The 21,430-nt window shown below is 70.5% G+C and carries 21 protein-coding genes and 2 tRNA genes; 14 read left to right on the top strand and 9 right to left on the bottom strand.

Features of this window, described 5'->3' with window-relative positions; all coding sequences use genetic code 11:
• Positions 1-152: 152 nt before the first annotated feature.
• The gene (locus G6N30_RS11790) at positions 153-1,343 is read right to left on the bottom strand and encodes an MFS transporter (protein WP_134052967.1); all 1,191 of its coding nucleotides are present in this window, start codon (positions 1,341-1,343) and stop codon (positions 153-155) included.
• A gap of 118 nt (positions 1,344-1,461) precedes the next feature.
• On the opposite strand from G6N30_RS11790, the gene G6N30_RS11785 reads away from it, so the two are divergent.
• The 5 genes from G6N30_RS11785 to G6N30_RS11765 all read left to right on the top strand — a co-directional run bounded on the left by G6N30_RS11785 (position 1,462) and on the right by G6N30_RS11765 (position 5,306).
• Positions 1,462-2,631, top strand: a complete 1,170-nt coding sequence (locus G6N30_RS11785) for an alpha/beta hydrolase family protein (protein ID WP_163687527.1) — start codon at positions 1,462-1,464, stop codon at positions 2,629-2,631.
• Positions 2,632-2,647: 16 nt separating this feature from the next.
• Positions 2,648-3,433 (top strand): fumarylacetoacetate hydrolase family protein, encoded by a 786-nt coding sequence (locus G6N30_RS11780; protein WP_134052963.1) that lies wholly within the window; start codon positions 2,648-2,650, stop codon positions 3,431-3,433.
• A 23-nt stretch (positions 3,434-3,456) separates the two neighbouring features.
• Positions 3,457-4,938, top strand: a complete 1,482-nt coding sequence (gene gltX, locus G6N30_RS11775; protein ID WP_134052960.1) for a glutamate--tRNA ligase — start codon at positions 3,457-3,459, stop codon at positions 4,936-4,938.
• A 129-nt stretch (positions 4,939-5,067) separates the two neighbouring features.
• Positions 5,068-5,139, top strand: a tRNA-Gln gene (locus G6N30_RS11770).
• Positions 5,140-5,233: 94 nt separating this feature from the next.
• Positions 5,234-5,306, top strand: a tRNA-Glu gene (locus tag G6N30_RS11765).
• A gap of 64 nt (positions 5,307-5,370) precedes the next feature.
• Here G6N30_RS11765 and G6N30_RS11760 read toward each other — a convergent pair.
• Complete coding sequence (locus G6N30_RS11760; RefSeq protein ID WP_134052958.1) at positions 5,371-6,072, bottom strand: IclR family transcriptional regulator; 702 nt, start codon at positions 6,070-6,072, stop codon at positions 5,371-5,373.
• Between the two features lie 77 nt (positions 6,073-6,149).
• Here G6N30_RS11760 and leuC point away from each other — a divergent pair, with 77 nt between their 5' ends.
• The 3 genes from leuC to G6N30_RS11745 all read left to right on the top strand — a co-directional run bounded on the left by leuC (position 6,150) and on the right by G6N30_RS11745 (position 9,099).
• Positions 6,150-7,595 (top strand): 3-isopropylmalate dehydratase large subunit, encoded by a 1,446-nt coding sequence (gene leuC / locus G6N30_RS11755; RefSeq protein ID WP_134052957.1) that lies wholly within the window; start codon positions 6,150-6,152, stop codon positions 7,593-7,595.
• 13 nt (positions 7,596-7,608) lie between these two features.
• Positions 7,609-8,202 carry a 3-isopropylmalate dehydratase small subunit gene (gene leuD / locus G6N30_RS11750; RefSeq protein WP_134052955.1) on the top strand — a complete coding sequence of 198 codons (594 nt, stop codon included), beginning with the start codon at positions 7,609-7,611 and terminating at the stop codon, positions 8,200-8,202.
• Positions 8,203-8,406: 204 nt separating this feature from the next.
• Complete coding sequence (locus G6N30_RS11745) at positions 8,407-9,099, top strand: HU family DNA-binding protein (RefSeq protein WP_134052953.1); 693 nt, start codon at positions 8,407-8,409, stop codon at positions 9,097-9,099.
• Between the two features lie 55 nt (positions 9,100-9,154).
• Here the strand turns inward: G6N30_RS11745 and mutT1 are convergent, their stop codons facing one another.
• From mutT1 to cofC, 3 genes are read right to left on the bottom strand one after another with little or no spacing between them, the layout of a single operon-like run.
• Positions 9,155-10,096, bottom strand: coding sequence for an 8-oxo-(d)GTP phosphatase MutT1 (gene mutT1 / locus G6N30_RS11740; protein WP_134052951.1), 942 nt, complete (start codon positions 10,094-10,096; stop codon positions 9,155-9,157).
• Between the two features lie 50 nt (positions 10,097-10,146).
• The gene (locus G6N30_RS11735; protein ID WP_134052949.1) at positions 10,147-12,306 is read right to left on the bottom strand and encodes an RNA degradosome polyphosphate kinase; all 2,160 of its coding nucleotides are present in this window, start codon (positions 12,304-12,306) and stop codon (positions 10,147-10,149) included.
• Positions 12,307-12,360: 54 nt separating this feature from the next.
• The gene (gene cofC / locus G6N30_RS11730; RefSeq protein WP_134052947.1) at positions 12,361-13,023 is read right to left on the bottom strand and encodes a 2-phospho-L-lactate guanylyltransferase; all 663 of its coding nucleotides are present in this window, start codon (positions 13,021-13,023) and stop codon (positions 12,361-12,363) included.
• Between the two features lie 76 nt (positions 13,024-13,099).
• On the opposite strand from cofC, the gene G6N30_RS11725 reads away from it, so the two are divergent.
• From G6N30_RS11725 to G6N30_RS11715, 3 genes are read left to right on the top strand one after another with little or no spacing between them, the layout of a single operon-like run.
• On the top strand, positions 13,100-14,098 hold the full coding sequence (locus tag G6N30_RS11725; protein ID WP_163687525.1) for an NAD(P)H-dependent glycerol-3-phosphate dehydrogenase: 999 nt from the start codon (positions 13,100-13,102) through the stop codon (positions 14,096-14,098).
• A 5-nt stretch (positions 14,099-14,103) separates the two neighbouring features.
• Complete coding sequence (locus G6N30_RS11720) at positions 14,104-15,207, top strand: cystathionine gamma-lyase (protein WP_134055187.1); 1,104 nt, start codon at positions 14,104-14,106, stop codon at positions 15,205-15,207.
• Positions 15,208-15,253: 46 nt separating this feature from the next.
• Entirely contained in the window at positions 15,254-16,369 is a 1,116-nt protein-coding gene (locus G6N30_RS11715; RefSeq protein WP_134052945.1) for a D-alanine--D-alanine ligase family protein, read from the top strand.
• Here G6N30_RS11715 and G6N30_RS11710 read toward each other — a convergent pair.
• Positions 16,366-16,899 (bottom strand): DUF3515 domain-containing protein, encoded by a 534-nt coding sequence (locus G6N30_RS11710; RefSeq protein WP_134055185.1) that lies wholly within the window; start codon positions 16,897-16,899, stop codon positions 16,366-16,368. The genes G6N30_RS11715 and G6N30_RS11710 overlap by 4 nt on opposite strands.
• A gap of 64 nt (positions 16,900-16,963) precedes the next feature.
• On the bottom strand, positions 16,964-17,206 hold the full coding sequence (locus tag G6N30_RS11705) for an Lrp/AsnC ligand binding domain-containing protein (RefSeq protein WP_134052943.1): 243 nt from the start codon (positions 17,204-17,206) through the stop codon (positions 16,964-16,966).
• Between the two features lie 100 nt (positions 17,207-17,306).
• Between G6N30_RS11705 and G6N30_RS11700 the strand changes: the two genes are divergently transcribed.
• Both G6N30_RS11700 and G6N30_RS11695 read left to right on the top strand, forming a co-directional pair.
• Positions 17,307-18,263, top strand: a complete 957-nt coding sequence (locus G6N30_RS11700; RefSeq protein WP_134052941.1) for a thiamine-phosphate kinase — start codon at positions 17,307-17,309, stop codon at positions 18,261-18,263.
• A 28-nt stretch (positions 18,264-18,291) separates the two neighbouring features.
• Positions 18,292-18,975 (top strand): uracil-DNA glycosylase, encoded by a 684-nt coding sequence (locus tag G6N30_RS11695; RefSeq protein ID WP_134052939.1) that lies wholly within the window; start codon positions 18,292-18,294, stop codon positions 18,973-18,975.
• A gap of 11 nt (positions 18,976-18,986) precedes the next feature.
• On the opposite strand, the gene G6N30_RS11690 is transcribed toward G6N30_RS11695, so the two are convergent.
• Positions 18,987-19,343 (bottom strand): hypothetical protein, encoded by a 357-nt coding sequence (locus G6N30_RS11690; RefSeq protein WP_134052937.1) that lies wholly within the window; start codon positions 19,341-19,343, stop codon positions 18,987-18,989.
• A 43-nt stretch (positions 19,344-19,386) separates the two neighbouring features.
• The gene (rpmB, locus tag G6N30_RS11685) at positions 19,387-19,581 is read right to left on the bottom strand and encodes a 50S ribosomal protein L28 (RefSeq protein WP_134052935.1); all 195 of its coding nucleotides are present in this window, start codon (positions 19,579-19,581) and stop codon (positions 19,387-19,389) included.
• Positions 19,582-19,803: 222 nt separating this feature from the next.
• Here rpmB and G6N30_RS11680 point away from each other — a divergent pair, with 222 nt between their 5' ends.
• Entirely contained in the window at positions 19,804-21,429 is a 1,626-nt protein-coding gene (locus G6N30_RS11680; protein WP_134052933.1) for a fatty acid kinase ATP-binding subunit FakA, read from the top strand.
• Position 21,430 lies beyond the last annotated feature (1 nt).

Below are 21,430 nucleotides of genomic sequence, written 5' to 3'. Positions count from 1 at the left end.
CATCTCGGCCGCGCGGCCCATGTGCTCGCGGGCCACCGGATCGGACAGCATCCGCTGGCATGCCTCCCGGCTGATCGGGCTGAGCGCGACCGAACGCCGACAACTCGGGGGTCTGCTCGCGGCGTGTGCGGAGAACCTCGAAGCCGAGTGACTCAGTGCCGCCCGGGTGGTGCGTGCACCGGCACGATCGGCAGCGCCAGCAGCGGCAGCACCGCCAGCGCCGCGAACGCGACGGGATAACCGAAGACTCCGATCAGCCCGCCGAAAACGGGGGCTGACGCGGCGGACGCCAGGTGCTGGCTGGTGTTTTGCGCGCCCAGCGCCCGCCCGCTCCAGAAGGGCCCGGCGATCTCGGCGATCGCGGTGAACGCCAAACCGTTGTCGGACACCGTGATCACCGAGGCGACCACCATGAGGGCGACGCTGACCGGAGAGCCGAGGGCGTCGCTCAGCGCGACTGCGGCCAGGATCGCCGCGGCAGCACAGGCGATCCAGCGGATCGGCCGCAACCGGTCGCCGACGCGGTCGGACACCCACCCCGCACCGATCCGGCCGCCCGCCCCGAGGATCTGGGCGAACGTGACCAGTGCGCCGGCCGACGCCGCCGACCACCCGCGCTCGGACATCAGCCACACCAGCGTGAACGTCCACACCACCGCCTGCGGCACCACCAGCAGCACCGACACGGCGTGGATCCGCCACAGCACCGCGGCGCCGCGGTACGGGTTGGCGAGGTCCTCGGCCGGCGCCTCCGCCCGTGGGGGTCGCGGTGGATCGAGTACGCCGAGCAGGCAGACGACCGCCGACGCCGCGCAGACGACGGCCGGGAACAGCAGTGCCGCCGCCACGCCGTGGCTCTGCGCGATACGCGGGATCACCAACGCGCCCAGACCGACTCCCAGCGGAACCGAGGCCTGGCGGATGCCCATCACCAGGCCGCGCTGGCGGGGTGGGAACCATCCGACCACCAGGCGTCCACTGGCGGAGTTGCTGCTCGCGGCCGCCATGCCACCCAGGAACAGCAGTGCGCCGACGGCGGGAAGGGAATCGACTGCCGCCGCGCCGAATGCGGCGGCAGCGGTGAGCGCTGAGCCGACCGTGAGGACGAAACGCTCACCGACGCGGTCGACGACATATCCCCACGCGATCAGGGTCACCACCATGCCGAAACTCGGCATGGACGACATCAGCCCGGCCAGTGCGAGATCCAGGCCGCGTTCGGTGTGCAGGGTGGGGATGAGGAACGCGGCGCCGTAGATGAAGACGTTGGCGCACATGGTGGCGGTGACACCGAGCACCAACATCGACCAGCGGCGCAGGGTACCGATCACCGGAGCGGTCATGTCCCCATGGTGGCACGGATGTCTCATATATTTGAACTGCGGTCCCACAATATGGACATCGTTGGTCAGTGCGTACCGTGACGGCGTGAGGTGGAGATCTGTTGCCGCAGTGGTCCTGATGGCAGCCGGCATCGCGGTGCCGGCACCGGTGGCGCCGGCGTCGGCCGCCGCCGTGCCCAACTGGTCGGGTCTCGACGCCCGCGCGTACACGGGGGACATCCCGGCGCCCGGCGCGCTGATCCGCGACGTCCCGTTGGCGCCCGAGCTGTCGCTGCGGGGCGCGGGCGCCGCGTACCGCCTCCTGTACGCCACGCGTGACCAGCACGACCAGCCCGCGGTCAGCACGGCCGCGGTGTTCCTGCCGCAGGGTGAGCCGCCCGCGGGCGGGTGGCCGATCGTCGCCTGGGCGCACGGCACCGTGGGTCTCGGGGACGACTGCACGCCGTCGGCGCTGCCGCGCAGCCGACGCGACGACGACTACCTGACCCACTGGCTCGACGAGGGCTACGCCGTCGTGGCCACCGACTACACCGGGCTCGGCACGCCCGGTTTGATGAGCTACCTCAACAGCGTGGCCACCGCCCGCTCCGTGATCGACTCCGTGGTGGCCGCACACGGCCTGAGCGTGCCGCTGTCGCCCCGGTGGGCGATCGTCGGACAGTCCCAGGGCGGCGGCGCGGCGGTGAGCAGCGCGCGCTACGCGACGGAGTTCAGCCGGGGAAGTGGCCTGGACTACCGCGGCGTGGTCGCCACCGGGACGCCGGCCAACATCGAACAGGTCGTCAAGCGGGCGGGTCCCGACATGGCCTTGCCGCCGGAGCTCGGGTCGGCCGCCAACAGCTACGCCGCCTACATCGTGGCGGGCTTGCGTGAGGCACGGCCGGATTTGAACGTCGACAGCGTGCTCAGTGCGCAGGGCCGCGAGGCGGCCGACCTGGCCGAGACGCTGTGCACGGCCGAGCTGGACGAGGCGCTCGCCGGCCGCACGCCCGCGCAGTTCTTCCGGGCGCCGCTGGTGTCGCTGCCGGACGCGGCCGAGGCACTCGACGCGTACCTGGGCACTCCGGTCAGCGGCTACGACCGGCCGCTGTTCCTCGGCGTGGGCCTGCGTGACCGCGACGTGCCGCCGAGTTCCACGCTGAGCCTCTACGACCAGCTGACCGCCAACGGCCAGGACGTGACGTTGCGCGTCTACCCCGATCAGGATCACAGCGGGACGGTGCTCGCGTCGCTGCCCGACTCCACCCCGTTCCTGCGGACGGCGCTTGCCGGGGGCGCGGGCGGCTGACACTAGGCTGGCGGGCATGCGTCTTGGTCGAATCGCCAGCCCCGACGGGGTCGCCTTCGTCAGCGTGGAGGGCGATCCCGACGGCCCCGACGCGGTGGTCCGGGAGATCGCCGAACATCCCTTCGGCACCCCCACCTTCACCGGTAGGTCGTGGCCGCTGGCCGATGTGCGGCTGCTCGCGCCGATCCTCGCCAGCAAGGTGGTGTGCATCGGCAAGAACTACGCCGCGCACATCGAGGAGATGGGCGGCGGTCATTTCCCCGATCCTGTGATCTTCCTCAAACCCAACACCTCGATCATCGGGCCCAACATCCCGATCCAGTTGCCCGCCAACGCCAACCCGGTGCACTTCGAAGGTGAGCTGGCGGTGGTGATCGGCCGGCCGTGCAAGGACGTGCCTGCCGCCAGGGCGGCCGAGAACATCCTCGGCTATACGATCGCCAACGACGTCTCCGCGCGCGATCAGCAGCAGCAGGACGGGCAGTGGACCCGCGCCAAGGGGCACGACACGTTCTGCCCCGTCGGTCCGTGGATCGTCACCGATGTCGACCCGTCCGATCTCGAACTGCGCACCGAGGTCAACGGGGAGACCCGCCAGCTCAGCAGGACGTCGCTGATGCTGCACGACGTCGGTGCGATCGTCGAGTGGATCTCGGCGGTGATGACCCTGCTGCCCGGCGACCTCATCCTCACCGGCACTCCCGAGGGGGTGTCGCCGATCGACGACGGCGATACCGTCTCGATCACCGTCCAGAACATCGGGACCCTCACGAATCCTGTTGTGCGAAAAGGAAAACGATGACCGCTGCGCACGCAAGGAGCACTATGGCCGTCCGCGTCCGATTCTGTCCGTCCCCGACGGGGACCCCGCACGTCGGTCTGATCCGCACCGCGCTGTTCAACTGGGCCTACGCCCGGCACACCGGCGGCACGTTCGTGTTCCGCATCGAGGACACCGATTCCGCGCGTGACAGTGAGGAGAGCTACCTGGCGATCCTTGACGCGCTCAGCTGGCTCGGGCTCGACTACGACGAAGGGCCCGAGGTCGGGGGTCCCTATGCGCCCTACCGGCAGTCGCAACGCCGCGACCTCTACCGCGATGTGATCGATCGGCTGGTCGCGGCGGGGGAGGCCTACGAGGCGTTCTCCACCGCCGAGGAGGTCGAGGCCCGGCACCTCGCCGCGGGCCGTAATCCCAAGCTGGGGTACGACAACTTCGACCGCGACCTCACCGACGACCAGCGTGCCGCCTACCGCGCCGAGGGGCGTGACCCGGTGATCCGGCTGCGCATGCCGGACCGGGACATCACTTGGCGCGATCTGGTGCGTGGCGAGACGACCTTCGGTGCGGGGACGATCCCTGACTTCGCGCTCACCCGCGGCAACGGCGAACCGCTCTACACGCTGGTGAATCCGGTCGACGACGCATTGATGAAGATCACCCACGTCCTGCGCGGTGAGGATCTGCTCCCGTCCACACCCCGCCAGATCGCGCTGTACGAGGCGCTGATCCGCATCGGGGTGGCCGAGGCGGTGCCGGAGTTCGCGCACCTGCCCAGCGTGCTGGGAGACGGCAACAAGAAGCTGTCCAAACGCGATCCGCAGTCGAACCTGTTCCTGCACCGCGACCGCGGCTTCATCCCGGAGGGGTTGCTCAACTACCTCGCGCTGCTGGGTTGGGGCATCGCCGACGACCGGGACGTGTTCAGCCTCGAGGAGATGGTGGCGGCGTTCGACGTCGCCGACGTGAACTCCAATCCCGCGCGATTCGACCAGAAGAAGGCCGATGCGCTCAACGCCGAACACATCCGGATGCTCGACGAGGACGACTTCACCGCCCGCCTGAAGGCGTATTTCGACACCCACGGCCACGACACCGGACTCGACGAGGCGCGGTTCGCCGAGGCCGCCCGGCTGGTGCAGACCCGCATCGTCGTCCTCGGCGACGCGTGGGGGCTGCTGAAGTTCCTCGACGACGGGGCCTTCGTGCTCGACGAGAAGTCGGCGGCGAAGGAGCTCAAAGCCGATGCGGTGCAGGTGCTCGACGCCGCGCTGGCCGGCCTGGAGTCCGTCGGGCAGTGGACGACGCCCGCCATCGAAGAGGCGCTCAAGAAGACGCTGCTCGACGATCTCGAGCTCAAGCCGCGCAAGGCGTTCGGGCCGGTCCGTGTCGCCGTCACCGGCGCCTCGGTCAGCCCGCCGCTGTTCGAGTCGCTGGAGTTGCTCGGACGCGACCGCAGCCTGGCCCGGCTGCGGGCCGGCCGCGAGCATGCGGCGGCCGCTGCCCAGGCTCCGAGGCCGGCCTGAGGGGCGCGTGGCGAAAGCACGCCGAGATCTTTGGTAGTGTGCACGTCGGCGCCGGAACGATTCGCGGGGGCGATCCCCACCGCGCAAGCGCTCCGAAAAAGCCCGTGACCAGCGGTTATGGGCAGCCAATGGGGTATGGTGTAATTGGCAACACAGCTGATTCTGGTTCAGCCATTCTAGGTTCGAGTCCTGGTACCCCAGCTGCGAAGCACGTCTGCGCGAAGAGCTCCCGGGCTCTGCAGGCGATTAGGTCAGCGTTGTTCGCCTGAGCTATGCTGACCAACCGAAAGTTCTAGCCCCCGTCGTCTAGCGGCCTAGGACGCCGCCCTCTCACGGCGGTAGCGTGGGTTCGAATCCCATCGGGGGTACAAGATCACGGCGCTCGACTCCGCGGAGTCGGGCGCCGTCGGCGTTCCGGGGATCATTTCTCGACTACAGCCTGCGGGCCAGTGCGTCGGCGGCGGCCAGCAGATCGGCGGCCCACCGCGCCCCCGGGCGTCGGCCCATCCGGTCGATCGGTCCGGACACCGAGATCGCCGCCACCACCGAACCTCTGCCGTCGCGCACCGGCGCCGAGACGCTGGCCACCCCGGGCTCGCGTTCGGCCGCGCTCTGGGCCCAGCCGCGTTTGCGCACCTCGGCCAGCGTGCGTTCGGTGAACATGGCCTCGGGCAGCACCGCCTGCTGGGTGGCGGAGTCGGCGAACGCGAGCAACACCTTCGCGCCGGAGCCGGCCGTCATGGGCAGCCGGGTGCCGACCGGGACGGTATCCCGCAGTCCCGCGGGCGGTTCCAGCGCGGCGATGCAGATGCGCGCGGTGCCCTCGCGCCGGTACAGCTGCACGCTCTCGCCGGTGATCTCCCGCAGCCGGGGCAGGATCACCGCGCCTGCAGCCAGCAGTGGATCGTTGACCTGGCCGGCCAGTTCGGTCAGTGCCGGGCCCAACCGCCAACGGCCGTCGGCGTCCCGGGCCAGCAGCCGGTGCGTCTCCAGGCCCGCGGCCAACCGGTGTGCCGTCGCGCGGGGCAGCCCCGTTCGTTCGCAGAGTTCGGCCAGGGCGCAGGGGGAGTCCGCCACGGTGTGGAGTACGCCCACGGCTTTGTCCAGCACGCCGATACCGCTATCCTGTCTCACAAGGAGATACTAACGTCCCGAAATGTGAGATCGCCAGCGCTACGTCGCAGGCCGCGAGCAGAAGAATCGAGAAGGTCATGGCACAGCCCGCCAAACCGCGCACCCTGGCAGAGAAGGTGTGGGCCGACCACGTCGTCGCCCTCGGTACCGGGGAGGGCGCTGCGCGCGAACCGGATCTCATCTACATCGACCTGCACCTCGTGCACGAGGTGACCAGCCCGCAGGCGTTCGACGGTCTGCGACTGGCGAACCGGCCCGTGCGCCGTCCGGATCTCACGATCGCGACCGAGGACCACAACGTGCCGACGGTCGACATCGACAAGCCGATCGCCGACCCGGTGTCGCGCACCCAGGTGGAGACGTTGCGCCGCAACTGCGCCGAGTTCGGCATCCGGTTGCATCCGATGGGCGACGCCGAACAGGGCATCGTGCACATCATCGGTCCGCAGCTGGGGCTGACCCAGCCGGGGATGACCGTGGTGTGCGGTGACAGCCACACCTCGACCCACGGTGCGTTCGGTGCGCTGGCGATGGGGATCGGCACCTCCGAGGTCGAGCACGTGCTGGCGACGCAGACGCTGCCACTGCGACCGTTCCGGACGATGGCGGTCAACGTCGACGGCGAGCTCCCGCCCGGCGTCAGCGCGAAAGACATCATCCTCGCCGTGATCGCCAAGATCGGCACCGGCGGCGGCCAGGGCCACGTCATCGAATACCGCGGCAGCGCCATCGAATCGCTGTCGATGGAGGGCCGGATGACGATCTGCAACATGAGCATCGAGGCCGGTGCGCGCGCCGGCATGGTGGCCCCCGACGACACCACCTTCGAATTCCTGCGCGGCCGGCCGCACGCACCGACCGGCGCGGACTGGGATGCAGCAGTGGAGGCGTGGCGGCAGCTGCGCACCGATCCCGGTGCCGAGTTCGACACCGAGGTCTACCTCGACGCCGCCGAGCTGAGCCCGTTCGTCACGTGGGGGACCAACCCCGGCCAGGGTGTGCCGCTGTCGGCCTCGGTGCCCGACCCCGAGCTGATCGTCGACGAGGGTGAGCGTCAGGCGGCGGAAAAGGCGTTGACCTACATGGGTCTTGAGGCCGGCACCGCGATGCGCGACGTCTCGGTGGACACCGTGTTCGTCGGGTCGTGCACCAACGGCCGCATCGAGGATCTGCGCGTGGTCGCCGACGTGCTGCGCGGCCGCAGCGTGGCCGACGGGGTCCGGATGCTCGTGGTGCCCGGCTCGATGCGGGTTCGTGCGCAGGCCGAATCCGAAGGGCTCGACCGGATCTTCACCGAGGCCGGCGCCGAGTGGCGCCAAGCCGGTTGCTCGATGTGCCTGGGCATGAACCCCGATCAGCTCTCGCCGGGGCAGCGCTGCGCCTCGACGTCCAACCGCAACTTCGAGGGACGCCAGGGCAAAGGCGGGCGGACCCATCTGGTCTCACCGGCCGTGGCCGCCGCCACCGCCGTCCGCGGCACCCTGTCGTCACCCGCCGACCTGTCCGCCGTCCCGGCCCGCTGAAGGAGAACTCGCGATGGAAGCCTTTCGCACCCACACCGGGATCGGCGTGCCCCTGCGCCGGTCCAATGTGGACACCGACCAGATCATTCCCGCGGTCTATCTGAAGCGGGTCACTAGAACGGGTTTCGAGGACGGGTTGTTCGCCGCGTGGCGTAACGATCCCTCGTTCGTGCTCAATCTCCCGCCATTCGACAAGGGTTCGGTTCTGGTTGCCGGACCGGATTTCGGAACCGGATCCTCGCGCGAACATGCCGTCTGGGCGCTCATGGACTTCGGCTTCCGGGTCGTCATCTCGTCCCGGTTCGCCGATATCTTCCGCGGGAATGCGGGCAAGGCCGGCCTGTTGGCCGCCGAAGTGAATCAAAATGATGTCGAACTCCTGTGGAAGCTGATCGAGCAGAATCCCGGGCTGGAAATCACTGTCAATCTTCAAGATCGGAACGTCATCGCCGGAACGGTCGTGGTGCCGTTCACGATTGACGATTACACCGCGTGGCGACTGCTCGAGGGACTCGACGATATAGGCCTTACGCTGCGGAAACTCGATGCGATCGAGGATTACGAGCAACGCAGGCCGAGCTGGAAGCCGCGCACTCTGCCGGTCTGATCGAGGGCGTTGCGGCACCCGAATTCGCCGCCTTGACAGCCGTTCCCCGGCGCCCCGACAGGACGTCAAGGGACCCAAGCGGATTGCGGAAAAGTTCGCCAGCACCCGCCGAAACTGCGCGTGGCTCTTGGAAATCAGTGGTCAGTGGGTTTACCGTGTCCACTAGTCGGTCCAAGTAGGGCCACTGGTTCTCGGAGGTTTTGCATGAACAAAGCGGAGCTTATCGACGCACTGACAACCAAAATGGGCACCGACCGTCGGCAAGCCACCGCCGCGGTCGAGAACGTCGTCGACACCATCGTGCGTGCGGTGCACAAGGGCGACAGCGTGACCATCACCGGTTTCGGCGTCTTCGAACAGCGTCGGCGCGCGGCACGTGTCGCACGTAACCCGCGCACGGGCGAGACGGTGAAGGTCAAGCCGACCTCGGTGCCCGCGTTCCGTCCCGGCGCACAGTTCAAGGCGATCGTCTCCGGCTCGCAGAAGCTCGCGTCCGAAGGCCCCGCCGTCAAGCGTGGCGTCGCGGCCGCACCGGCCAAGCGTGCCGCGAAGAAGGCGCCCGCCAAGAAGACCGCAGCGAAGAAGACGACCGCCGCCGCCAAGAAGTCGGCGCCGGCGAAGAAGTCGACTGCCGCGGCGAAGAAGACGGCGCCGGCCAAGAAGTCGACCGCCGCCAAGAAGACGACCGCGACGGCGGCTGCCAAGAAGTCGGCACCGGCCAAGAAGTCGACTGCCGCGGCGAAGAAGACGGCTCCGGCCAAGAAGGCCGCCACCAAGGCTCCGGCCAAGAAGGCCGCGGCCAAGGCGCCGGCCAAGAAGGCCAGCACCACCGCCGCCAAGAAGACGGCCAGCAAGGCTCCGGCCCGCAAGGCGCCGGCCAAGAAGGGCCGCAAGTAATTCCCTGAATGACGCGAACCGCCGCGGGTCCTGTCGACCCGCGGCGGTTTCGGCTCTACTTCCTGCCCAGCGGGCTGCCGATGTGGTCGGCGGCGACCAGCCGACCGCCGGCCAGCGACATCACCCAGGTGCTGCCCTTGCGGTTGCGGGACTTGTCCGGACGGACACCGTCGCGGTCGCACCACCACTCGATCAGGTGGGGAATGACCTTGCCCTGAGAGCAGATCACGGGTGTGTGCCCCGCGTCGCCCTCCTCGGCGACGATCTCCAGCAGCCGCCGCCGCGCCGCCTTCTTGTCCTCGGCGTAGGCCTCCTCGGTCAGCTCCGGCTCCGAATGCACGGTCTCGCCGAGTTCATCGGCCAGCGGCTCGACCGTCTGCTCGCACCGAGTCCGGTCCGCCGCGTAGATCCGGTCGGCCCCGAACGCCAGGAGCTGGCCCACCAACGACTCCGCCTGCGCCCGACCGTGCTTGTCCAACGGCCGTTTGCGGTCGTCGCCCCGGTACCGGGATTTGCTTCCCGCCGTGGCATGCCGCACGACGAGGACCGTCCGGGTGTCCGGGGGCACCTTGGCGAACCGGCGCAGCACCTTCCGGTCATGGGGATAGCCCAGGCGCCCGATCGCCTCCCGCACGGGCAGCCAGACCAGTTCGTCGACTTCGTCGTTGGGGGCGAAGCACCCGTCGACCGCGCGGGCCGCCCAGTAACGGACCTTCTTGGTGCCCTGCTCGATCGGGTAACCCACCGACGCCAGCCGCCGGCCGAGCACACACGAGTACCCGGTCTCCTCGAGCACCTCGCGGACGGCCGTCACGGGTTCGGTCTCCCCGGGGTCCACCTTCCCCTTGGGCAGTGACCAGTCGTCGTAGCGGGGGCGGTGGATGACCGCGACCTCGGGTGCGGACGCATCCATGCCGGGCCGCCACAGCACCGCACCGGCCGCCAGGACGGTCTTGGCAGGCGTGACAACGGCATTCGCCGACTTGACCTTCGACACCTCAACTCCTGCAGATCAGTGTGCGGGGCCCGGTGAGGCGCCCGTGGTCGTCACGGGTGGCGATGGCGGTGCATCAGCGACACCTGGTGGTCGCGGACGGTCTCACCCTCGTGCGGCAGGGCGGTCCAGTGCCCGTCCTGACCCAGTTCCCAGCACCGCGTCGCCGGATCCAGAGCCGATTCGAAGACGTCGTTGAGTTGTCCGGTCAGCCGCGGATCCTTCACCTGCGCCATCACCTCGACACGGCGGTCGAGGTTGCGGTGCATCATGTCCGCGCTGCCGATCCAGTATTCGTCGATGGCGCGGAAGTGGATGATCCGCGAGTGCTCGAGGAACCGGCCGAGGATCGAGCGCACCACGATGTTGTCGGAGAACCCCGGGACGCCGGGTCGCAGCGCGCAGATGCCGCGCACGACCACCTCGACGCGGACACCGGCCTGCGAGGCGCGGTAGAGCGCATCGATGACCTGTTCGTCGACCAACGCGTTGGCCTTCAGCCGGATCCGGCCTTCGGCGCCGTCGCGGGCGGCCGCCACCTCGCGCTCGATGCGCTCGATGATGCCCTTGCGCACGCCGTGCGGCGCCACCAGGAGGTTGCGGTAGGACACCTTGCGGGAGTATCCGGTCAGCGAGTTGAACAGATCGGTCAGGTCGGCGCCGATGTCCGGCGCGGCGGTGAGCAGACCGACGTCCTCGTACAGGCGCGCGGTCTTCGGGTTGTAGTTGCCGGTCCCGATGTGGCAGTAGCGCCGGATCATCGACCCTTCACGGCGGACGACGAGCGCGGTCTTGCAGTGCGTCTTGAGCCCGATCAGACCGTAGACCACGTGGACGCCCGCCTGCTCCAGCGCGCGCGCCCATTTGATGTTGGCCTGTTCGTCGAAGCGGGCCTTGATCTCGACGAGCGCCACGACCTGTTTGCCTGCTTCCGCGGCGTCGATGAGCGCGTTGACGATCGGGGAGTCGCCGGAGGTGCGGTAGAGGGTCTGCTTGATGGCGAGCACGTTCGGATCGGCCGCGGCCTGCTCGATGAAGCGCTGCACGGTCGTGGAGAACGAATCGTAGGGGTGGTGCACCAGCACGTCACCGTCGCGCAGCGTCGAGAAGATGCTTTTCGGAGTCTCGCGTTCGCCGAAAGCCGGTGGGGTGGCGGGGACGAACGGCCGGTCCTTGAGTGCCGGCCGGTCGACGGCGTAGATCTGCCACAGCGCCGAGAGGTCGAGCAGGCCGGGCACCTCGACCACGTCGCTCGGGTCGACGTCGAGTTCGCGCAGCAGCAGTTCGAGCATGCTCTCGGTCATGTCGTCGGAGACCTCGAGGCGCACCGGGGAGCCGAACCGCCTGCGCGCCAGTTCACGTTCGAGCGCCTGCAGCAGGTCTTCGTCGCGATCCTCCTCGACTTCGAAGTCCGCGTTGCGGGTGATCCGGAAGGCGTGGTGCTCGACGATCTCCAGACCGGGGAACAACACCGGCAGGAACGCCGCGATCAGTTCCTCCATCGGCAGGAACCGCACCACCTCACCGGTGCTGCCGCGCACGCCGAGCCGGACGAACCGGTCGACGTTGTCGGGCACCTTGATTCGGGCGAAGTGCTGTCCGCCGTCCTCGGGCTGCCGCACGGTGATCGCGAGGTTCAGCGACAGGCCGCTGACGAACGGGAACGGGTGCGCCGGGTCCACCGCCAGCGGGGTCAGCACCGGGAACACCTGCTCGTGGAAGTACGTCGACAACTGGCTGCGCTCGCTCTCGTCGAGCTCCGACCACGTGACGATGACGATGCCCTCGTCGGCCAGCGACGGGCGCACCGCGTCGAGGAACACCCGCGCGTGGCGCGACGCGATCTGCTGGGTGCGCTCGCTGATCCGGCGCAACTGCTCACGCGGCGACAGACCGTCTGCCGACCGGACCGACAGCCCCATCTCGTCGCGCCGTTTGAGGCCGGCGACGCGCACCATGTAGAACTCGTCGAGGTTCGACGCGAAGATCGCGAGGAACTTCGCCCGCTCGAGCAGCGGCAGGGACGGATCGGCCGCCAGCGCCAGCACCCGCGCGTTGAAGTCCAGCCAGCTCAGTTCGCGGTTGAGGTACCGGTCTTCCGGCAGGGCGTTGTCGATCGCCGGCGACGTCGCGGCGGGCGGTGCCTCCGGGGTGGAGTCACCTGTCGTCCGCTCACTGCTGTCCGTACGGATCCCGGCCTCGGCTTCGGTCATGAAATCGATCCTCCCTCATGGCGGCGGCGTCCTGCCACCGCGTACGCGAGATGTTCACCTTCGGACGCCGATGGCGCGTGCCGTCTGCGGACCCACTCCGAGACCACGCGCGGTCTCCAGGTCGTCGGGGGTGTCGATGTCACATCGCAGACCGGGCCATGGCGCGGTCAGCTCGACGGCGCCCGAACGGCGGTGCTGCTGCGCGGAATCCGGGCCGAACCGCGGGTCGAGGGGGACGCCGAACGCGAACAGCGCCGATGTGCCGGTGCCGTGCCGGTCACCGACGAAGCTGCGGGGGTGCAGCCGGGCCGCGGCGATCGCCTCGCTGAGTTCCCGCGACTGCAACGCGGGCAGATCACCTTGCAGCGCAACCACATTCGGGGTCATCTCACGCAGCACCGCTTCGGCGGCGCCGATCGCGTTGTTGAGCGGGTCCGGGTGGCCGGCCGGGGTGGGGTCGGTGAGCACCTGTGCACCCAGTGCGCGTGCCGCGTCGGCGGCGACGGGGTCGGGGGTGACGACGATGACCGGGGCGACCGCGACCGCCGCCGTGATCGTGTCGACCAGCATCGCGAGGACCACCGTCTCGCGGGTGTGCGGGTCGAAGACCGGCGCCAGCCTCGTCTTGGCGGCACCCAGGCGTTTGACGGCGATGACCACCGCCGCGTCCGCGCGCATGCCGGGCGGGGCGGCGCCGTTGCTTGTCGAGCCGCGCATGGCGCCATCCTGCCAGCACCCCGGCTGATCACTCGACGCCGCCGGACCGGGGCGCGCTGCGCGCTAGGGTGAACCCGTGGTGACGGCGGCGGTGATGGGTTCCGGTGCGTGGGGGACGGCGACGGCCAAAGTGCTCGCTGACGCGGGTAACTCGGTGACGCTATGGGCGCGCCGGCCCGAGATCGCCGAGGAGATCAACGACACCCACCGCAACAGCGGCTATCTCGCCGACGTCGATCTGCCCAAGACGATCCACGCCACCGCCGACCCCGCCGAGGCGCTCGCCGGTGCGTGCACGGTCGTGCTCGGGGTGCCCGCCCAGAGTCTCCGGACCAACCTGGGGCAGTGGAAGGGCCTCATCGGCGACGACGTCACGCTGGTGAGCCTGGCCAAGGGCATCGAGCTCGACACGCTCATGCGGATGAGTCAGGTCATCACCCAGGTGACCGGCGTCGACGCGGCCCGTGTCGCGGTGGTGACCGGACCGAACCTCGCCCATGAGATCGCCGACGAACAGCCCGCCGCGACCGTGGTCGCCTGCAGCGACAGCGGGCGCGCGGTCGCCCTGCAACGCGCGCTGGCCACCGGCTACCTGCGGCCCTACACCAACGCCGACGTGGTCGGCGCCGAGATCGGCGGGGCGTGCAAGAACGTCATCGCGCTGGCGTGCGGGATGGCCGTCGGCGTGGGCCTGGGGGAGAACACGGTCGCGGCGATCATCACCCGGGGGCTCGCCGAGATCATGCGGCTGGGAATCGCGCTGGGCGCCAAACCCGCGACGTTGGCCGGGCTGGCCGGCGTCGGCGACCTCGTGGCCACGTGCACGTCGATGAAGTCGCGCAACCGGACGTTCGGCGAGCGGTTGGGACGCGGCGGCACCATGGAGTCGGCGCTGCAGGCCGCCGGCGGACACGTGGCCGAGGGCGTGACGTCGTGTCAGTCGGTGCTGGCGCTGGCCGCCAGCTACGACGTCGAGATGCCGCTCACCGACGCCGTCAATCGCGTGTGTCACAAGGGCCTGTCCGTCGACGAAGCCGTCGTCCTGCTGCTGGGCCGCAGCACCAAACCGGAGTGACGCCCATGGACGGCACCTACGGCGATTCCACTCGTAGCGTCAAAGCCGTTGGCGCCGAGGCAGTTCCAGGGCAGCCCGTGGCCACGCCGCCGGTTCCGGTCTCGGCCTACCACCTGTCGCCGGACGAAGCGCAACCGCTCGACACCTACGGGCGCAGCTCGAATCCGACCTGGCGGCGGCTGGAAGCGGCGCTGGCCGAACTGGAAGGTGCGTCCGCCGCCCTGGCCTTCGGCTCCGGGATGGCCGCGATCACCTCGGCGCTACGTGTCCTGACCGGGCCCGGCAAACGACTCGTGGTCCCCGCCGACGGTTACTACCAGGTGCGCCGCTACGCCGCGGAATACCTTGCCCCGCAAGGGGTCACCGTGGTCGAGGTCGGGGCTGCCGAGATGTGCGCGGCGGCGCACGACGCCGACGTGGTCCTCGCGGAGACGCCCGCCAACCCGGGGCTCGACGTGGTCGATCTGCACCGGCTGGCGATGACCTGCCGCGGCCGCGGCGCCGCCCTCGTCGTCGACAACACCACGGCCACCCCACTCGGCCAGCAACCGCTGTCGCTGGGCGCGGACCTGGTGGTGGCCAGCGCCACCAAGGCGCTCTCCGGCCACAGCGATCTCATCGCCGGCTACGTCGCGGGCAGCCAGCCCGAACTGATGGCCGCGCTCGAACGCGACCGTCTGCTGGCCGGCCCGATCCTCGGCCCCTTCGAAGCGTGGCTGGTGCTGCGCAGCCTGGGCAGTGCCGGCCTGCGATTCGAACGCCAATGTCAGAACGCCCAGGCGGTCGCGATGCTGATGCGCGGTCATCCCGCCGTGCGCAGCGTGCGCTATCCCGGCCTGCCCGGTGATCCCGCGCACGCCGTGGCCTCGCGACAGATGAAGCGGTACGGCGGGCTGGTGTCGGTGGAGCTGGCCGACGCCGCGGCCGTGCACAGACTCGTCGAGCGCAGCGCACTGCTGGTCGCCTCGACCAGCTTCGGCGGCATCCACACCTCGATCGACCGTCGCGCCCGGTGGGGCGATCCGGTGTCCGACGGATTCGCCCGGCTGTCCATGGGCATCGAGGACACCGACGACCTGATCGCCGACCTCAGCGCCGCCCTCGACTGATATCGAATCGTGCCGGGCGCGGCCGGGACGGTAGCCTCTGCAGACTGTGATCGCCCGCAACCAGCGCACCCGCGTTGCCGTCGTCTACGGCGGGCGCAGCTCCGAGCACGCCATTTCCTGCGTCTCCGCGGGCAGCATCCTGCGCAATCTCGACCCGGACCGCTTCGACGTGGTCGCCGTCGGCATCACCCCGGACGGTTCCTGGGTGCTCACCGACGCCAGCCCGGACACCCTGGCCATCACCGACGGGCGGCTGCCCGAGGTGAGCGCGGCCTCCGGAACGGCGCTCGCGCTGCCGGCCGACCCCGGCCGCCGGGGTGAGCTCGTGTCGCTGAGCCCGGCGGCGGCAGGGGAGGTGCTCGCGGCCGTCGACGTGGTGTTCCCGGTACTGCACGGACCCTACGGCGAGGACGGCACGATCCAGGGTCTCCTGGAACTCGCCGGGGTGCCCTACGTCGGCGCCGGCGTCCTGGCCAGCGCCGCGGGGATGGACAAGGAGTTCACGAAGAAGCTGCTGCTCGCCGAGGGCCTTCCGGTGGGTGACCACGTGGTGCTGCGCCCCGGGCGCGCCGACATGACACTCGACGAACGGGAGCGCCTCGGTCTGCCCGTCTTCGTCAAACCCGCCCGCGGCGGATCGTCGATCGGGGTCAGCCGGGTCGCGGACTGGACCGAGCTGCCCGCCGCGATCGACCTGGCCCGCAGGCACGACCCCAAGGTGATCGTCGAGGCCGGCATACCGGGCCGCGAGCTCGAGTGCGGCGTCCTGGAGTACCCCGACGGCCGTCTCGAGGCCAGCACGGTCGGCGAGATCCGGGTCGCCGGGGTGCGCGGCCGCGAGGACGGGTTCTACGACTTCGCGACGAAATACCTCGACGACGGCGCCGAACTCGACGTGCCGGCGAAAGTCGAGGACGAGGTCGCCGACGAGATCCGCAGGCTGGCCATCCGGGCGTTCCGCGCGATCGACTGCCAGGGCCTGGCCCGCGTCGACTTCTTCCTCACCGACGACGGACCCGTCGTCAACGAGATCAACACCATGCCCGGATTCACCACGATCTCGATGTATCCGCGGATGTGGGCGGCCAGCGGCGTCGACTATCCCACCTTGCTCGCGGCGATGGTGGACACGGCCGTGGCCCGCGGGACGGGTCTGCGCTAGCGCGGCGGCCCGGGCGTGACGGGCCGGGCGGGCATCGTCTCGGTCAGCACGCGGGAGATCAGCTGGATCGGTGTCGGACCGGAATCCTGGGGCAGGGTGAGCGCCACGTACACCGGGCGGTCCACGGCATACCAGGTGCTGCGGGTCTGCTGGGGCTCCTGTCTGCTGCCCGGTGCGGCCTCTTCTCCGACCCGGAACCACTGCACCGCGTCGACCATCTGGATCGGGACGCCCACCACGAAGTCGACCGGGCGGTCCAGCCCGCAGCGCAGGATGATCGCCTCGGTGTCCGGACCGGCCTGCCAGGCCGCGGTGCCGACCGGCGTCGGTTCGGCCGTCGGGGCGCGCCGGAAGTCGCCGAGGACCTCGGGCAGCCTGCCGAGCAGGGCCTGACACTCCGGGCTGTCGGCGCGCGGGGCAGGCACCGCCGCGATCGCGACGGGCTGCTGTTCGGGACGGCCCTGCCGGACGGCCGCGATGCCGAGGACGACCACGAGCGCCGCGACAGCCACCAGGATGGCCGCGATCATCAACGCCCGCGGCGGGCCGTCTCGGGCTGCTCGTTGCGGATCCTCGGAGGTCACCCGAACAAGCCTATGGGTGCGCCCCGTCGGCGATCGGGCAGGTCAGCGTCCGGGTGATCCCGTCGACCTTCTGCACGCTCGGGACGATGCCCGAGCGCAGGTCGTCGAGGTTGTCGGCGCCCACCCGCACCACCACGTCGTAGGGACCGGTGACGTACTCCGCGGACCGCACACCGGGCAGTTCGGCCAGCCGGGCCGCCACGACCTCCGCGCGGCCGACCTCGGTCTGGATCAGCATGAAAGCCTCGACCACCCGTGTTCGCCTCCGTCCCGCCCCATAGAATCCGGGGATCCAAACGTACCGCAGGTGGAGCCGGTGCTGCGCGTCGTGACGGCGGCCGGGTGGAGGTGACATGGCCCCGTTCGACCCGGCCGAGAGCATGGCCGACGTCGGTGAATTCGCCGTGATCGATGCGCTCGTGCACGGGCGTGTGCAACCGCCGTGGGTGCTGATCGGCCCCGGGGACGACGCCGCCGTGCTGTCGAGTAGTGACGGCCGGACCGTGGTCTCGACCGACATGCTGGTCGAGGACAGGCACTTTCGGCTCGACTGGTCGACACCGCATGACATCGGCCGCAAGGCCATCGCGCAGAACGCCGCCGACGTGGAGGCGATGGGCGCGGCGGCGACCGCCTTCGTGGTCGCGTTCGGCGCGCCGGCGGACACCCCGGCCGCCTCGGCGCTGCAGCTCAGCGACGGTATGTGGCACGAGGCGGCCGCGATGGGCGCGGGCATCGTCGGCGGCGACCTGGTCAGCGCCCCGCAGTGGGTGATCTCGGTGACCGTGCTGGGCGACCTCGGCGGCCGCGCGCCGGTGCGCAGAGACGGCGCCCGCCCCGGCGACGTCATCGCGGTCGCCGGTGAGCTGGGCCGGTCGCCGGCCGGATATGCGTTGTGGCGCAATGACATACGTGACTTCGAGGCGCTGCGCCGCAGGCATCTCGTCCCGGCGCCGCCCTACGGGCAGGGCCGCGTCGCCGCGGATGGCGGTGCGACCGCCATGACCGACGTCTCCGACGGGCTGCTGGCCGATCTCGGACACATCGCGGATGCGTCGGGGTGCCGGATCGACGTGGACCGGGCGTCGCTGGGCGCCGACCATGCCGCGGTGGCGGACGCGGCGGCCGCGGTCGGCGGCGATGCGTGGGAGTTCGTGCTCTCCGGCGGGGAGGACCATGCGCTGGTCGCGACGTTCCCCGGCGCGCCACCGGCCGGGTGGCGGGTGATCGGCCGGGTGGCCGCCGGTCCGCCGGAGGTGCTGGTGGACGGCGACACCTGGCGCGGAAACCGGGGCTGGCAGTCGTTCTGACGAACACCGCACGCTAGGTTGGCTTTTCGTGACCGCACGTGCACTCTCCGAACTCGTCGACCAGGGCTGGGCGCAGGCGCTGGAGCCCGTGCGGGAGCAGGTGACGCAGATGGGGGAGTTCCTGAGGGCCGAACTCGCCGCCGGTCACCGCTACCTGCCCGCCGGAGCGAACGTGTTGCGCGCGTTCTCGTTCCCCTTCGACCGGGTCCGGGTGCTGATCGTGGGCCAGGATCCGTATCCGACACCCGGCCACGCCGTCGGCCTGAGCTTCTCGGTGGCCCCCGATGTGCGTCCGCTCCCGCGCAGCCTGTCCAACATCTTCACCGAGTACACCGCCGACCTCGGTTACCCCCAACCGAGTACCGGCGACCTGACGCCGTGGGCGGAGCGCGGTGTGCTGCTGCTCAACAGGGTGCTGACGGTGCGACCCGGGACCCCGGCATCGCACCGGGGCAAGGGCTGGGAGGCGGTGACCGAATGCGCGATCAGGGCGCTGGTGGCCAGGGAGCAGCCGATGGTGGCCGTGCTGTGGGGCCGCGACGCCGCGACACTCAAGCCGATGCTGACCGGCGAGGCGTGCATGGCGATCGAGTCGCCGCACCCGTCCCCGCTGTCGGCGTCGCGCGGCTTCTTCGGATCACGACCGTTCAGCCGGGCCAACGAGTTGCTGGCGCAGATGGGCGCCGAACCGATCGACTGGCGGCTGCCGTAGGACGCGGTCTGTCAGGGAATGCCCGGGATCGGCGGCGGCGACGGGATCGCCGGCGGCGACGGGATCGCGGGAGGCGAGGGGATCGCCGGAGGCGACGGAATGGCATGCGGCGACGGGATCTCCACGGTGCCGTCACCCGGGGCGGTCGTCTCCGGCGCCGTCGTTCCGGGCGCGGTCGTCTCGGCGGGCGGGCTGACCGTCACCGACGTCGTCTCGGTGACGGTCGTCTCCGTGGTGGTCGTCGTCTCGGTGCCGGACGTCTCACCGCCGTCGCCGGAGTCGCCGCCGCATGCGGTGACGAGCACACCGACGGCGACCGCCGCGGTGGCGGCGAACAGGGCAGACCTACTCTTCTCGCGGGAGGACATGCCGCCGGGCTACCCGGGCGGGGCCGGGCTCAACCAGGGACGGTCAGCCGCGAGAGACCTTGCCGGCCTTGAGGCAGGAGGTGCACACGTTGACGCGCTTCTTGTTTCCACCCGGGTGGGTCACGGCGCGCACGGGCTGGATGTTCGGATTCCACCGACGGCTGGTCCGGCGATGGGAGTGCGACACCGACTTGCCGAAGCCGGGGCCCTTTCCGCAGACATCGCACACGGCAGCCATATCTAGAACTCCTTGAATCAGTACGTGGGGTCCGGGTCGCTGGGCCGCGGCGAGCGCGGATTGACCCGACAACCTGATCAGGATACCGGCCGGGCGGGTCATCACCAAAACCGCCCGCGGGCGGCACCGTCCCGCCATCCACAGGCCGGCTCGGCGCCGAGGCGGTGTCCGACGAGGTCGATAGGCTGGCGCGCACGACCGGGGTGCGGCGCAGGAGGTGAGATGGCGGCTGGGGGACTCGACGCGGCGTTGCTGCGCGCCTGGGCGCATGCGGCGGTCGAGGACCTGATGTCGCACACCGACGAGATCAACGGGCTGAACGTGTTCCCGGTGCCCGATGGCGACACCGGCACCAACATGCTGTTCACCATGCGTTCGGCCTGGTCGCAGGCGCAGAACTGCCCCGGTGACGTCGTCGAGGTGTCGGCGGCGCTGGCGGGCGGGGCGCTGCACGGCGCACGGGGCAACTCCGGGGTGATCCTGTCCCAGATCCTGCGGGCCCTCGCCGAGACCACGGCGGGCGCCGCCGCGGGCCGCGGCGGGGCGCTGGCCGAGGTGGACGGCGCACTGTTCGCCGCGGCCCTTCGCCACGGTGTCGACCTGGTCCACGCCGCACTCGACACCCAGCCGGGCACGATCGTGTCGGTGCTGGCGGCCGCCGGCGAAGCGGCCGAGGCCGCCGCGGCCGGCTCATGTCCGTTGGCCGACGTGGTCGCCGCGGCCTCCGACGCCGCGGCGGTCGCCCTGGACCGCACGCCCGAACAACTCGCCGTGTTGGCCGACGCCGGTGTCGTCGACGCGGGTGGCCGTGGCCTGCTCGTTCTGCTCGACGCCTTGACCCGCGCGCTGACCGGTCGCGTCCCCGAACGCGCGGCCTATCGAGCCGCGGCGCAGGCTGCGCCGGCATCTACCTCCTCCGCCCCGCAGTTCGAGGTCATGTACCTGCTGGGTGGCTGCGGTTCCGACGATGTGGAGCAACTGCGCCGACGGCTCGAACGCCTCGGCGACTCGATCGTGATCGCGGCGGCAGGCGGCTCCGGTACGGCGGGTCAGTATTCGGTGCACGTCCACTCCGACGATGCCGGTGCCGCCGTCGAGGCCGGCCTGGCGGTCGGTGTCCCCAGCCGCATCCAGATCACCGCGCTCGCCGGGACCGCCACCGCCCGCCCGCAAGGCAGCTGGAGCCGGGAACGCGCCGTGCTCGCGGTCGTCGACGGGTCCGGTGCAGCCGAGCTGTTCACCGGGGAAGGTGCGCACGTGCTGCGGCCGGAACCGGACGAGCCGGTAACCGCCAAACACCTGCTGCGCGCGCTGGTCGACACCGGGGCCGGCCAGGTGATGGTGCTGCCGAACGGATACGTGGCCGCGGAGGAACTCGTCGCCGGGTGTACCGCCGCGATCGGCTGGGGCATCGACGTGGTGCCGGTCCCCGCCGGGTCGATGGTGCAGGGGCTGGCGGCGCTGGCCGTGCACGACCCGGCGCGCCAGGCCGTGGACGACGGCTACACCATGGCCCGCGCCGCTGCCTCCGCGCGGCACGGCGCCGTGCGCGTCGCCACCGAGGAGGCGCTGACGTGGGCGGGGGCCTGCAGCCCCGGCGACGGGCTCGGGATCTCGGGGGACGAGGTGCTCATCGTCGGGCCGGACGTGACCGCCGCGGCGGCCGGACTGATCGACCTGCTGCTGCTGTCAGGTGGCGAACTGATCACCGTGCTCACCGGAGACGGCGTCGACGGGGCGATCGGCGATGAGTTGCGTGAGCACGTGCACCGCCGTCACCTCGGCGCCGAACTGGTCACGTATCACACCGGCCACCGCGGGGACGCGCTACTGATCGGAGTCGAGTGAC

Source organism: Mycolicibacterium litorale, assembly GCF_010731695.1.
Lineage (GTDB): Bacteria > Actinomycetota > Actinomycetes > Mycobacteriales > Mycobacteriaceae > Mycobacterium > Mycobacterium litorale.
Note: the sequence above shows the minus strand (reverse complement) of the source record. Positions and strands in the feature narration are given on the sequence as shown.